Origin of the sequence: Sinorhizobium psoraleae (assembly GCF_013283645.1) — a bacterium.
Lineage (GTDB): Bacteria > Pseudomonadota > Alphaproteobacteria > Rhizobiales > Rhizobiaceae > Sinorhizobium > Sinorhizobium psoraleae.
On the sequence record NZ_JABEKV010000002.1, the window covers coordinates 787,031 to 799,515 of the forward strand.

Below are 12,485 nucleotides of genomic sequence, written 5' to 3' on the forward strand. Positions count from 1 at the left end.
GTCTATCTCCCCTCACCATCGGCTTTCGCCTGCACATTCTGGAAATAGACGATCGGGAGCACCAGGATGAGCAAAAGGATCGTTGCCACCGCCGAGGACACCGGCCAGTCGCGGTTGGCATTGAATTCGTTCCACAACGTCTTGCCGATCATGAGCGTTTCCGAACCGCCGAGCAGGTCCGGGATGACGAACTCGCCGACCGCCGGAATGAAGACCAGCAGGCAGCCGGCCACGACGCCCGCGAGGGATAGCGGAAAGGTTACCCGCCAGAACGCCGTGATCGGCGTGCAGCCGAGGTCCTGGGCAGCCTCCGTCAGCGTGTGGTCCATCTTCTCGAGCGCCGAATAGATCGGCAACACCATGAAAGGGAGATAGGAATAGACGATGCCGATGTAGATCGCCCAGTTGGTGTTGAGGATGATCAGCGGCTGATCGATCACACGTATCGACATCAGGAACTGATTGAGCAAGCCCTCGGGTTTCAGGATGGCGATCCAGGCATAGACACGGATCAGGAAGCTTGTCCAGAAGGGCAGGATCACCAGCATCAACAGCGTCGGGCGGAGAGAACGCGGCGCCTGTGCCATTCCGTACGCGATCGGATAACCGATCAACAGCGTCAGGAAAGTGGAAACGGCCGCGATGATGACACTCGAAACATAAGCATTGAAATAGAGTACGTCCTCGGTCAGCCAGACATAATTGTCGGCGGAGAACTCGCGCATTTTCTCGAGGATGCCCGAAAGGCCGCCGGCCAGATCGAAGACCGGCGTGTAGGGCGGCATGGCAACCGCGGTCTGCGAGAGCGAGATGCGGAAGACGATGAAGAAGGGGATCAGAAAGAAGAAAAGCAGCCAGGCATAAGGAATGATGATGACCAGGCGGCTGACGAAGGCTGACGCGATTCTTGCCATGGCTTCAATCCTTCAACACCACGCCAGCATCTTCACCGAACGAGACCCACACCTGCTGGTCATAGCCAAGCGGATCCTCGACCGCGCGCACGGCATTCAGCGACGACGCCTTGATGACCTTGCCGTCCTTCAGGCGAATATGGAAGACGGTCATGTCGCCGAGATAGCCGATGTCCCAGATCTCGCCTTCGGCCGCGTTGAGCGGCGCATGTGCGGGCGCCTGCCGGCTGACCCGGATCTTTTCCGGCCGAACGGCGACCGCAGCCTTGGCTCCCGTCGAGACTTTCTCCGACGAGGCCATGCGGATCGGCACGCCACTCGCCGTCTCGACCCGGACGCGGCCGTCTTCCGCAGCGGCGACGGTGCCATCGAAAATGTTCACATCGCCGATGAAGTCCGCGACAAAGCGTGAATTCGGGGCCTCGTAGATTTCCGCCGGCGTCGCCACCTGAATGACCTTGCCGTGGCTCATGACGGCGATGCGGTCGGCCATGGTCATCGCCTCTTCCTGGTCGTGCGTGACGACGACGAAGGTCAGGCCGAGTTCCTGCTGCAGATCCATCAGTTCGAACTGGGTTTCCTCGCGCAGCTTCTTGTCGAGCGCGCCGAGCGGCTCGTCGAGCAGCAGCACCTTCGGGCGCTTGGCAAGCGAGCGGGCGAGCGCGACGCGCTGGCGCTGGCCGCCGGAAAGCTGGTGAGGTTTGCGCTTGGCGAATTTCTCGAGCTTGACGAGCTTCAGCATCTGCGCGACGCGCTCGGCAATGTCGGTCTTCGGCATGCCATCCTGTTTCAGGCCGAAGGCGATGTTGTTTTCGACCGTCATGTGCGGAAACAGCGCATAGGACTGGAACATCATGTTGACCGGCCGCCGATATGGCGGAATGCCGGCCAAGCTCTGGCCATCGAGAATGATCTCGCCCGACGTCGGCTGCTCGAAGCCGGCAAGCATGCGCAGCAAGGTCGATTTCCCGCAGCCCGAGGCGCCCAGGAGAGCGAAGAATTCCCGGGTATAGATGTTCAGCGAGAGATCGTCGACCGCCGTGAAGTCCCCGAATTTCTTGGTTACGTTCTTGAAGGAAATGAATGGTTTGGAGGCCGGGTCCGCCCATGGAGCGAAGGACCGCCGGATACTGCCGAGAGACTTCATCATCTATCCCCGAATGACACAGCCGATGGGCGCGCCGTCCTGACTCTACAGCGCCGTGCGTCTCATCAGACACGCAAAGGACGCTGTAGCACGTTGAATGGCTGCATGTTTTTATCCTTAAGTCGGCTACGATTTAAGGAAACATGCAGTAGCGCCCATTCAATCTTACCCCGAGCGGAAGACGGGCGAAAAACGACGACACGTTTCACTCGTCCCGCTCCAAAAAAATTGCTCGGATTTGAGGCCGGGCAATTCGCTTCCGCTCTTACTGGCCGGTGACGACCTTGGTCCAGAGCCGGGTCAAGACCCGCTGCTCCTTGGCCTCGAACGGCGTGACCGTGAACAGCTTCTGCATCACCTCATCCGACGGATAGATTGCCGTGTCTTCCAAGACTTCCTTGTCCAGGAACTGCTGCGAGGCCTTGTTGCCGTTGGCGTAGAAGACGTAATTCGACGCCTTGGCAATGACTTCCGGCTTCATCATGTAGTTGATGAACTCATGCGCTTCGGCAGCATGCGGCGCATCAGCCGGGACTGCCAGCATGTCGAACCACATCTGCGCGCCTTGTGCCGGTATCGAATAATCGACCGTCACGCCGGCTTTCGCCTCTGCCGCACGGTCACGCGCCTGGAAGACGTCGCCGGAGAAGCCGACGGCCAGGCAGATGTCGCCGTTTGCGAGTGCATTGATGTATTCAGACGAGTGGAACTTGCGGACATAGGGGCGGATGCTCGTCAGCAGTTCGCCGGCTTTTTCGAGGTCCGCCTGCTCGTGACTGTCGGGATTGAGGCCGAGATAGGCGAGCGCCGAGGGAACGATATCGGTCGGGGAATCGAGAAGGTGGATACCGCAGTCCTTGAATTTCGCGGCCAGTTCGGGCTTGAAGATGACATCCCAGTTCGGCTTTTCGTCCGTGCCCAGGATTTCCTTCATCTTGTCGACGTTGTAGCCGATGCCGGTGGTGCCCCACATGTAATCGACGGCATACTCGTTGCCCGGATCGTACTTCGCCGTACGCTCCATGATCACGTCCCACATGTTGGGCAGGTTCGGCAGCTTCGACTTGTCGAGCTTCTGGAAGACGCCCGCGGCGATCTGACGCTGGAGGAAGGTGGCAGTCGGCACGACGACGTCATAGCCGGAGCCGCCGGCGAGCAGCTTCGTTTCCAATATTTCGTTGGAGTCGAAGACGTCGTAGACCACCTTGATGCCGGTCTCCTTGGTGAAGTCCTCGAGAATGCTGCTGTCGATATAATCCGACCAGTTGTAGACGTTGACGACCCGCTCCTGTGCTGACGCGAGCATGGTCGATCCCGCGAGCGTCGCGGCTGCCAGTGTTGCGATTATGATTTTGGACATCAGTTCCCTCATTATTATCGGTTCTCGGCAAGAGCCGCTGATCCGTGCGATCCAGCGCAATCTTGATCGGTCCGCAGCCGAGGTTAGGCATCTTTCTCGCCAACCTCAAGCGCTTTCGCGCCGGATAAAGGCACCATCTCGGATTGCACGCATTTTGGCAAGCGCAAGCAAAAACGGGCACTTATGGCGCGGCGCTCCGGGTTGCTCCGTCCCGATGCGGGACGCTCACACGCGTTAACCATAGTGCCAAGATGCCGATTCGCAGCTTTGTTTACGATTGATTAACCTTAGTGGAAGTGCGACTTTGCCGGCGGTTGTGTATCAGCGTCCGGACCACGTCATGAGCGAGCGAAACCGCAGGATCGACCCGAGGGAACTGAAACGCCTCTCGGTTCTGCAGCCGAGAAAATCACTAACGGCAATCGCCACCGACTGGGCCATCATCGCGGCGGCGATCGCCGTCAGCGAATATGCCGACAATATGCCGATCTACCTGATCGCCGTCGCTCTGATCGCCGGGCGAATGCATGCCTTCGGTTGCATGGTTCACGAGGCGGCCCATTACCGCATCATCCGCAATCGCAAACTCAGCGACTGGATGAGCGACATTCTGCTGGCCTGGCCGGTGCTGGCGACCGTTGACGGCTATCGCCAGAACCACCTTGCCCACCACCAGCACGCCAATACCGATGACGACCCGGATTGGATCGCAAAGCGCGATCTGGCACAGTTCACCTTTCCGCAAAAACTGGCTCGCGGCATCACACAGCTGCTCGGCTATCTCGTCGCCGTCAATTCGATCCGCGACCTCCTTCACATGGCCAGGAGGATCTCGAAAAGCGACCGTTCGACGCGGGGCTACAAGGCGCTGCGGCTCGGTTTCTATCTGGCGGCCGCTGCCATTTTTACGATGCTCGGTATCTGGCGCGAATTCGTGCTCTACTGGCTCGTGCCATTCTTCACGTTCTTCTGCCTCTTTCTCTACGTGCGCAGCGTCGCCGAACATTTCGGCAGCATGGACTACAGCGACGAACTGACGAGCTCACGGACCGTCTACCCGCATGCGTGGGAAAAGCTCTTTTTCGCGCCGCACAACATCAACTACCACCTCGAGCACCATCTCTATCCCGGCGTGCCCTATTACAATTTGCCGGAACTCCATGCGATTCTGATGCGAAACAAGGCCTATGCGGACAAGGCCCACATCACCCGCGGTTACAGCACGGGGCTTGCCGCGGAATGCTTCGCGCCCGAGGCGCCGCTGTTGCCCAATCAGCACCCGGCCAGTTACTGAAAATCGAAAACGCTGAGGCCCGTCGCCATCTCGTCCAGGCCAAGTGGGCGGGTAACGGGCGGTTCGGCGCGTGCCAGACAGCCTTGCCGCTCGCAGAGGCGGCAGGCTGCACCGACCGGCACCGCCGGCATCCTCGAAGCGCCGTAGACGACCTCCTCCGCGAAGCCGACGTCACAGCCGATGAGCAGCGCCGTGCGTCGCACCCTTTCCTGAAAGCCCGCCTGCGGTCCGTCGAGCGTCCGCGAAACGACCAGGAATTCGCTGCCCTCCGGCATTTCGACGCGATCGACGAGGATCTGGCCCGGCACGGCGAAAGCGGCATGGATGTTGAGCTTCGGACAGGCGCCGCCGAAGCGCGCATTTGGAAAGCCGAGCGCGCCCGCTCGACGCAGGCGGTGGCCGGCATTGTCGATCTCCATCAGGAAAAACGGGATGCCCGCGGCGCCGGGACGCTGCAACATCGTCAGTCGATTGGCCGCCTGTTCAAATGATACCTGAAAGCGGGATCTCAAGACGTCGAGGTCGTATTTCGCGCGCTGCGCAGCGGCCAGGAACGCTTGATAAGGCATCATGACGGCATGAGCGGCATAGCGCGCGAGTTCGAAGCGACCGATACGGCGCGCCTCGGCAGTCGCGAAGCGGAATTGCTCCAACTCGGCGTCGATTGCTTCGTGGCAGGCAATCGAGGCCACTTCCATCGCGATTTCCCGCGCCTGGTCGAAAGGCGACAGGCGTTCGGAAATAAAGAGCCGCATCGAGTGTCGGTCGAAACGGCGCCGCAGGTTCGGCATGGCATGCACCGGCAGTGTCCTGACGACGAGGCCATGCTCCTTCTTGAGCCAAGCCTTCAGCGCTCCGGCAAGGTCGTCACCGGGCGAGAGCGCGGCGTGAAACGCCTCCATCGCCTCCTCGATCCGAGCGAAATGGTTGGGCCGGGCCTCGAACGCTTCGCGGACCTCGTCGATCGGCAGTCGAGTGTCCGAAAGCGCCGCCATGTGCCCCTGCCCCGCCAGGAGATCGGCAAGGTCCTTCAGCCGCGATGCCTGCTCGCGATAGGCGCGGTAGAGCTTGACGATGCCTCCGGAGGCGTTTGGCGCCGCTTCGGTGATTTCGATCAGCTCCTGATCCCCGGGCAGCTCGCCGGCCAGGAGCGGATCGGCGAAAACCTCGCGCAACTGCGCCAGGCCGCTACCGCTTTCGCCCTGCAACTCGTCAAGATCCACCTTGTAGACGGAGGCGAGCTTGAGAAGAAGCTGTACCGTCAGCGGCCGCTGGTTGCGCTCGATCAGATTGAGATAGGACGGAGAGATGCCGAGCGCCTCCGCCATCGCCGTCTGCGTCAGTTGAAGACCGTTGCGGATACGTCTGACGCGCGGCCCGGCAAAGATCTTGTTTTCGGCCATTTGTAACTCCCTTTACAAACCGGAGCCCGCGGAACGGTATTAACAACATTTACAACTTTACTGCTTCGCCTTGTCAAACACAAGACAAGATAACCCTTTTGATTCGATCGGAACTTTGATTTCCGTGGCAGATTTATGCAGTGCAATGTAAAAACTGTCACATGATCTTACGGCTTGAAATCGGCATAGGCCAAAAGTCGAAGAGCTATCAGATTTGGCAAGGAGAACAGAATGACTGATTTTTACAATCTCGTTCCGAGTGCGCCCCAGGGACGTTTCGATGGCGTCGAACGGCCGTATACCGCCGAAGACGTGAAGCGGCTCAGGGGCTCGGTCGAGATCCGGTATTCGCTGGCTGAAATGGGCGCCAACCGTCTGTGGAAACTCATCCACGAGGAGGATTTCGTCAATGCGCTCGGGGCGCTTTCCGGAAACCAGGCGATGCAGATGGTTCGTGCCGGCCTGAAGGCGATCTATCTTTCCGGCTGGCAAGTCGCCGCCGACGCCAACACGGCCTCCGCGATGTATCCGGACCAGTCACTCTATCCGGCCAATGCGGCGCCCGAGCTGGCGAAACGCATCAACCGCACGCTGCAGCGCGCCGATCAGATCGAAACCGCGGAAGGCAAGGGGCTTTCGGTCGAGACCTGGTTCGCGCCGATCGTTGCCGACGCCGAAGCGGGCTTCGGCGGACCGCTCAACGCCTTCGAGATCATGAAGGCCTTCATCGAGGCGGGTGCGGCTGGTGTTCACTATGAGGATCAGCTCGCGTCGGAAAAGAAATGCGGTCATCTCGGCGGCAAGGTGCTGATCCCGACCGCCGCGCATGTCCGCAACCTGAACGCCGCGCGGCTTGCCGCCGACGTCATGGGCACGCCGACCCTTGTCATCGCACGCACCGACGCGGAAGCAGCAAAACTCCTGACCTCCGACATCGACGAGCGCGACCGGCCCTTCGTCGACTATGATGCCGGCCGCACCGTCGAAGGTTTCTATCAGGTGAAGAACGGGATCGAGCCCTGCATCGCCCGCGCCGTCGCCTATGCGCCGCACTGCGACCTCATCTGGTGCGAGACCTCGAAGCCGGATCTGGAGCAGGCACGCAAATTCGCCGAAGGCGTGCACAAGGCGCATCCCGGCAAGCTGCTCGCCTATAATTGCTCGCCGTCGTTCAACTGGAAAAAGAACCTCGACGACGCAACGATCGCCAAGTTCCAGCGTGAACTCGGTGCGATGGGCTACAAATTCCAGTTCATCACGCTCGCCGGCTTCCACCAGCTGAACTTCGGCATGTTCGAACTGGCGCGCGGCTACAAGGACCGGCAGATGGCCGCCTATTCGGAGCTGCAGGAAGCGGAATTTGCCGCCGAAGCGAATGGCTACACAGCGACAAAGCACCAACGCGAGGTCGGCACCGGCTACTTCGATGCCGTGTCGCTGGCGATCACCGGCGGCCAATCGTCGACCACCGCCATGAAGGAATCGACCGAGCACGACCAGTTCCGCCCGGCCGCAGAATAAAGGGTACGGGCGCGCGGCATCCCTGCCCGCCGCGCGCCCCGGAAGCAATGGAACCTCGAACCGAGCGGGATGAATGCGAAACGCCCCCCGCATCCGGCTCTAACCTCCGAAGGAGCAACGCCAATGACAGTACAGACACGCGTCAAGGAACGGGCCGAGGAACAGTCGTCGGCCATGACCCCGGACCAGCAGGCAGCAATTCGCATGGTCGCAAACGACCTGCATCGCCTCAACCAGTCGGTCATGAAGGCCGTTGACGCCGGCGTATCGGTCGAGCTCGTGCGCTCGGCGCGCCATCATGGCGGCGAAGGGAACTGGGGCGATCTCCTCATGCCGGTCATCGTCACGCAAGGACGGTCGTGATGTTCGCGCTGGCGGCTGTCGCGCTCGTCCTGACGCTCTCTGGCATGTACTGGCGCGACGCCCTGTCCCGCAGACGGTGGATTCCCGTGGCCGTCACTCGCGACAGGGGCTGAAGAGATAGCCTTCCATCCAGAGAACAAGGTCACCGGCCGACCGCAAATCGGCCGGTGACCGTTCGCGGTCCTATGCAGAGGAGGTCCGCCGTGGGCGCTTGCCGGCAAACAGATCCACGTGGCTGCGCAGCAGTCGCGTCATCCGGTCGACAACCGTACGGATTTCCCGCCTGTGCCGGTCCTCGTTGTTCATGACGATCCATTGCCGATGTCGCAGCGCCTCGATTTCCTCGCCCGTCCGCTCCAGCAGCGGATCGAGGTCGCCGACGAAGCAGGGCAAAACCGCCCTTCCCGCCCCGGCGCGCACGAGATCGAGTAACGACCGGGGGCGGCCGACCGTCGCAACGATGCGCCCGGCCGCCTGATCGTGCGGCCAGCGCAGATAGGCCGAGATCGCCTCCTCCTCCGCGACCGCAACCCAGCGCTCCGGCCCGCCGCCGGGCGCATTTTTCTGGCGATAGGCGGCATAGGCCACTTCGCCGACCAGCCGTGAGGCCAGATAGGTCTCTTCCGGCTCGAAGGCGCGAATGCCGATATCGCTCTCCCGATAAGCAAGATTCGCCCGCGCCTCACCGATCGAAAGCGAAATGGCAAAGGCGTCGCGCTCGGTGCAGATCGCCGGAAAATTCTCGGCAATCAACCACGAATTCCAGGTTCCGGCCGCAATGCGGACGACCGGCATGCCCTCGCCTTCCTTTTGCCAGCTCTCGACCTTGCGCGCCGCCGCTTCCATCTCCTGCAACTGCTCGAAGAGAAAGCGTCCGTCGGCGGTGAGGACATATCCGGTCTGGCTGCGCACGAAAAGTGAACGCCCGGTGCGTTCCTCGATCTCCAGCATCCGCCGGCCGATGGTTGCCGGACTCAAGCCGGTTGCCTGAGCCGCACCGGTCAGGCCACCGGCGCGGGCCACCGTCATGAAACAACGGTAGATGTCCCAATCCATATTTTTCATGGGTGAAAAATATATGGGGAAATAGACTGTATGTAAAACATTTTTGAATGCATAAAAAAGGGGATGCCCGAACTGAGGAGCATCACCATGGACATGATGGCAATGGCCTATCTATTCGACATGCTTTCCAGGAACCGTCGCTGGGAGGAGTCCTTCGAACCGCGCCGGCCGCGGCGCAAGGCCCTGATGGGCCGCCTGATTTCCGCGATCACACGGAAGTTGCCGCCGGAGAAATGCCGCGAAGATTGCGGCACGGTCTGAGCTTTCGCCCCCTGCCAAATCGACGACGCCGCGCGCCATTGAGCGCGCGGCGTGGAGTTTCCTGTAGTTGCCTCAGGCGGCGCGATAGGTCTGGCCGGTCGCCACTTCCGGCTCCAGCCGGAATTGCTCGACGAGCATCATCAGCGTATCCGCCTGGCTTGCAAGCGCGCGGCTGGTGGCCGTGGCTTCCTCGACCATCGATGCATTCTGCTGGGTCATCTGATCCATCTGGTTGACGGAGCCGTTGACCTCGTTCAGAGCCGCCGCCTGGTCGCGGCTTGCCGTCGCGATCATCTCGACATGCTGGCTGATGGCAACGATCTGGGCACTGATCGAGGCGAGCACCGCACCCGTTTCCTTGACGAGATGCGAGCCGGAATTGACCTCGTCGGTCGACTTGTTGATGAGCCCCTTAATTTCCCGAGCCGCCTCGGCCGACCGTTGCGCCAGCTCCCGGACCTCCTGGGCGACCACGGCAAAGCCCTTACCGGCCTCTCCGGCGCGTGCCGCTTCGATGCCGGCGTTCAAGGCCAGCAAGTTGGTCTGGAAGGCGATGTCGTCGATGACCTCGATGATCTGCTCGATCTGGCGCGAAGCCTCCTCGATGCGCCCCATCGCGGCAATCGCATTGGTGACGACCGTAGCCGAGCTGTCCGCGCTCTTCTTGGTCTGCGACACGGCGAGGTTTGCCTCGTGTGCACGCTCTGCCGAGGAGCGCACGGTGGCCGTGATCTGGTCGACAGCGGCCGCAGTCTCCTCGAGCGAAGCCGCCTGGGCTTCCGTTCGCTTGGAGAGCGAGTCGGCGGAATGGTGCATGTCCGCGCCACTCTGCTGGATTGCCTGGGCGTTCATCCGGATCTGGGCCAGCGTATCCTGAAGCCGGATGAGCGATCCGTTGAAGTCCGTGCGCAGTTGCTCGAGCCGACCGTGGAAGGGGACCTCGATCTGGCGTGACAGATCGCCTTGTGCCAAGCGTCCGAGGCCGGCAGCAAGCTCGCTGACCGCAAGATCGATTTGCCGGTCCAGCTCGCGCTTCTCGGCATCGTTGCGCCTGCGTTCAGCCTCGGCGCGAGCGCGTTGCTCTTCGCTTTCGGCCTCGATGCGCACCTTGGAAAGGGCGTTTTCCTTGAACACGCCGAGCGCACGCGCCATGTCGCCGATCTCGTCGCGCCGCGCGCCACCGTCGATCGCCGTGTCGAGCACGCCGTCGGCGAGCCGCCGCATCGCAGCAGTGATCTGGCCTATCGGCTTCTTCAGCGTCAGCGTCAGCGCGATGCCGGCAAGCAGCGCGATGATGACGCCGGCGATGGTCGCGGCGACAGAGATCTGGTTCGCCTCGTCCCGCTCGGTACCGGCGGCAACCTTCTGCTGCTCAGCGAACTTGGTCAGGTCTCCCCAGATTTCATTGATCGTTTCGCCGGCAGCATTGAACTCGGCTGTTCGCTTCTCGGAGCTCGCGACCAGCGCCACGCTATCCTTCTTCATCACGTTGATGATCGGCAGAAGTGCATCCGCCGTCGTGTCGAAGAAGCTCATTCCCGTGGCGACGCCGCGCAGCGTTGTCAAATTGGCCTGAACGGCAAGGAACTTGTCCAGAAGCCGCTTGCGATTTTCCTCGGTCGTACTGCCCAGGAAGGCGGCCGCGGCGATCTGAATGTCGGTGATCGATGTGGAAAGCCTGCGTGTCGCAGTCAGCACGGATTCGGTGCTTGCGATCTTTTCATCGAGCTCACTGAAGATCTGCGTGGCTTCGCGCATCTTCCCGACGGAGGCGGCTTCCAGACGGAAGCTCGCGGTGCGGAAGCGATCGACATATTTCGAAATGCCGGCAAGCGTTTCAGGTCCGACGGGAGCCTTGATCAAGGCACCGATCTCGCTTGACGCGGAATTGACGGTATCGGCGAGAGACTTTTCGCCCTTCGGCAGCAAAGTGAAGATCTCGCGCTGCGTGCGGCCGATTTTCGGGAAGCGGTCCTGCACCTGTTTCATCTTCTCTTCGACCGTTGTCGCCTTGCTGACCTCGGTGCCGAATTCCGCAAAGAAGCGGCTTGCGCGCAAGAGCTTTTCGGCGTTTCTCAGCATCGTCTTCGCCGCGTTCTCGTCCTTTCGCACCGCGTATTGCAGGCGGTTCGTCTCCTCGTTGATCTTCGCCTGCTCGGAGACCAGGCGCTCCAGATTGGCCGTCATGGCCGCACGCAGCTCCTTCTCGCCGACATGCAGCGTCCAAAGGCCCTCGATGCGTGCTTCGATGTCGCTGGTCGCAGCGATCGCGGCGGTCAGTTCTTCCTGTCCGTTCTGCCCGGTGACCTGTGCGGCGGTCTGCGTGAGGATATCCTTCTGCGCAGCGATCGTGCCGCGAACCGCGTCGCGGTTCTCCTCGGTCGTCTTGTACAGGAAATTGTTCATGCCCGCATAGACGTCCTTGAAGCCGCTCAGCGTCTGCAGGACGCTGTTTGAAATCTCCATGCGGCCCTGCAGCAGGCCCGACGCGTAGAGGCCGGTGATGCCGACAGCCGAGATGCTGACGACAAACGGCAGGATAAAGAACAGAACCTTCGTCTGAATCTTGAAGCGGGCGAGAATCCTATCAATGAACATGGAAAACACCTTGGCTCGCAGCTCGCGTTTCGCTTCCCCCGATGGCTGGACGTACCCGCGCCAAGTGATCACTTGCGGAGGACGCCCGGAAGCCACCCGATGCGCAAACAGGCTGATGTTTTTTGGGAAATCATGCGGCGCACGCCGCCAGTCCGCCGGCAATCATTGCGGGACCCGCGCCACCTCTTAAGGCAGCGAGGCCCTGACGGAACTCACTTGGACGCCATAGTCGATTTGAACGATTAAAATTTGTATAAGCGGCCGGCGGTTTTGGAGCGGCGATGGCGGCCAGGACGATTTTGCGAACGGCCATTAGCTTCGATCAGAGCCACCGCGAATTGAGCAACGCGAACTCGGCTTCACTTGGGAGGGCGCTGACCGCCTCCCTGTCTCGAATCCAGACTCAGAGGGACGCGAATGCCGTGAAGGTCACGACGAGAAAGAGCGCGATAACCGCACCGAAGGCAATCAGTTCATGGGGCAAGTGGCTCTGCTCCCTGCGGGCAACCGCAACAGCGCGGGGACGGCGGCGTAAGTGGGTCATGGCATCCTGTCCTTG

The 12,485-nt window shown here is 61.1% G+C and carries 11 protein-coding genes; 4 read left to right on the forward strand and 7 right to left on the reverse strand.

Translation table 11 applies throughout. The features are described 5' to 3' along the window. Window positions 1–2: 2 nt before the first annotated feature. From ILFOPFJJ_RS12450 to ILFOPFJJ_RS12460, 3 genes are all read right to left on the reverse strand, one after another. Complete coding sequence (locus tag ILFOPFJJ_RS12450; RefSeq protein WP_173510850.1) at window positions 3–914, reverse strand: ABC transporter permease subunit; 912 nt, start codon at window positions 912–914, stop codon at window positions 3–5. A gap of 4 nt (window positions 915–918) precedes the next feature. Then, window positions 919–2,064 (reverse strand): ABC transporter ATP-binding protein, encoded by a 1,146-nt coding sequence (locus tag ILFOPFJJ_RS12455; protein WP_376741411.1) that lies wholly within the window; start codon window positions 2,062–2,064, stop codon window positions 919–921. Window positions 2,065–2,326: 262 nt separating this feature from the next. Beyond that, complete coding sequence (locus ILFOPFJJ_RS12460; RefSeq protein WP_173510852.1) at window positions 2,327–3,421, reverse strand: polyamine ABC transporter substrate-binding protein; 1,095 nt, start codon at window positions 3,419–3,421, stop codon at window positions 2,327–2,329. 340 nt (window positions 3,422–3,761) lie between these two features. On the opposite strand from ILFOPFJJ_RS12460, the gene ILFOPFJJ_RS12465 reads away from it, so the two are divergent. After that, complete coding sequence (locus ILFOPFJJ_RS12465) at window positions 3,762–4,715, forward strand: fatty acid desaturase family protein (protein ID WP_173510853.1); 954 nt, start codon at window positions 3,762–3,764, stop codon at window positions 4,713–4,715. On the opposite strand, the gene ILFOPFJJ_RS12470 is transcribed toward ILFOPFJJ_RS12465, so the two are convergent. Then, a complete protein-coding gene (locus ILFOPFJJ_RS12470; RefSeq protein ID WP_173510854.1) occupies window positions 4,709–6,118 on the reverse strand; it encodes a helix-turn-helix domain-containing protein in 1,410 nt (469 codons plus the stop codon). The two genes, ILFOPFJJ_RS12465 and ILFOPFJJ_RS12470, sit on opposite strands and share 7 nt — an antisense overlap. Before the next feature lie 231 nt (window positions 6,119–6,349). Here ILFOPFJJ_RS12470 and aceA point away from each other — a divergent pair, with 231 nt between their 5' ends. Continuing rightward, window positions 6,350–7,639, forward strand: coding sequence for an isocitrate lyase (aceA, locus tag ILFOPFJJ_RS12475; RefSeq protein WP_173510855.1), 1,290 nt, complete (start codon window positions 6,350–6,352; stop codon window positions 7,637–7,639). A gap of 123 nt (window positions 7,640–7,762) precedes the next feature. After that, window positions 7,763–8,002, forward strand: a complete 240-nt coding sequence (locus ILFOPFJJ_RS12480; protein WP_173510856.1) for an SMc00767 family acetate metabolism repressor — start codon at window positions 7,763–7,765, stop codon at window positions 8,000–8,002. Between the two features lie 183 nt (window positions 8,003–8,185). Here the strand turns inward: ILFOPFJJ_RS12480 and ILFOPFJJ_RS12485 are convergent, their stop codons facing one another. Further along, window positions 8,186–9,067, reverse strand: coding sequence for a LysR family transcriptional regulator (locus ILFOPFJJ_RS12485; RefSeq protein WP_173510857.1), 882 nt, complete (start codon window positions 9,065–9,067; stop codon window positions 8,186–8,188). Between the two features lie 87 nt (window positions 9,068–9,154). Between ILFOPFJJ_RS12485 and ILFOPFJJ_RS12490 the strand changes: the two genes are divergently transcribed. Continuing rightward, window positions 9,155–9,328: a hypothetical protein gene (locus ILFOPFJJ_RS12490; RefSeq protein ID WP_173510858.1), complete on the forward strand. Its 174-nt coding sequence runs from the start codon at window positions 9,155–9,157 to the stop codon at window positions 9,326–9,328. Window positions 9,329–9,400: 72 nt separating this feature from the next. Here the strand turns inward: ILFOPFJJ_RS12490 and ILFOPFJJ_RS12495 are convergent, their stop codons facing one another. Both ILFOPFJJ_RS12495 and ILFOPFJJ_RS12500 read right to left on the reverse strand, forming a co-directional pair. After that, window positions 9,401–11,926, reverse strand: coding sequence for a methyl-accepting chemotaxis protein (locus tag ILFOPFJJ_RS12495; RefSeq protein ID WP_173510859.1), 2,526 nt, complete (start codon window positions 11,924–11,926; stop codon window positions 9,401–9,403). A 403-nt stretch (window positions 11,927–12,329) separates the two neighbouring features. After that, the gene (locus ILFOPFJJ_RS12500) at window positions 12,330–12,470 is read right to left on the reverse strand and encodes a hypothetical protein (RefSeq protein WP_173510860.1); all 141 of its coding nucleotides are present in this window, start codon (window positions 12,468–12,470) and stop codon (window positions 12,330–12,332) included. Window positions 12,471–12,485 lie beyond the last annotated feature (15 nt).

What these genes read in the sequence shown, in the direction of transcription:
- ILFOPFJJ_RS12450 (WP_173510850.1), bottom strand. Translation starts at nt 914, where the DNA reads ATGGCAAGAATCGCGTCAGCCTTCGTCAGCCGCCTGGTCATCATCATT.
- ILFOPFJJ_RS12455 (WP_376741411.1), bottom strand. Translation starts at nt 2,064, where the DNA reads ATGATGAAGTCTCTCGGCAGTATCCGGCGGTCCTTCGCTCCATGGGCG.
- ILFOPFJJ_RS12460 (WP_173510852.1), bottom strand. Translation starts at nt 3,421, where the DNA reads ATGTCCAAAATCATAATCGCAACACTGGCAGCCGCGACGCTCGCGGGA.
- ILFOPFJJ_RS12465 (WP_173510853.1), top strand. Translation starts at nt 3,762, where the DNA reads ATGAGCGAGCGAAACCGCAGGATCGACCCGAGGGAACTGAAACGCCTC.
- ILFOPFJJ_RS12470 (WP_173510854.1), bottom strand. Translation starts at nt 6,118, where the DNA reads ATGGCCGAAAACAAGATCTTTGCCGGGCCGCGCGTCAGACGTATCCGC.
- aceA (WP_173510855.1), top strand. Translation starts at nt 6,350, where the DNA reads ATGACTGATTTTTACAATCTCGTTCCGAGTGCGCCCCAGGGACGTTTC.
- ILFOPFJJ_RS12480 (WP_173510856.1), top strand. Translation starts at nt 7,763, where the DNA reads ATGACAGTACAGACACGCGTCAAGGAACGGGCCGAGGAACAGTCGTCG.
- ILFOPFJJ_RS12485 (WP_173510857.1), bottom strand. Translation starts at nt 9,067, where the DNA reads ATGAAAAATATGGATTGGGACATCTACCGTTGTTTCATGACGGTGGCC.
- ILFOPFJJ_RS12490 (WP_173510858.1), top strand. Translation starts at nt 9,155, where the DNA reads ATGGACATGATGGCAATGGCCTATCTATTCGACATGCTTTCCAGGAAC.
- ILFOPFJJ_RS12495 (WP_173510859.1), bottom strand. Translation starts at nt 11,926, where the DNA reads ATGTTCATTGATAGGATTCTCGCCCGCTTCAAGATTCAGACGAAGGTT.
- ILFOPFJJ_RS12500 (WP_173510860.1), bottom strand. Translation starts at nt 12,470, where the DNA reads ATGACCCACTTACGCCGCCGTCCCCGCGCTGTTGCGGTTGCCCGCAGG.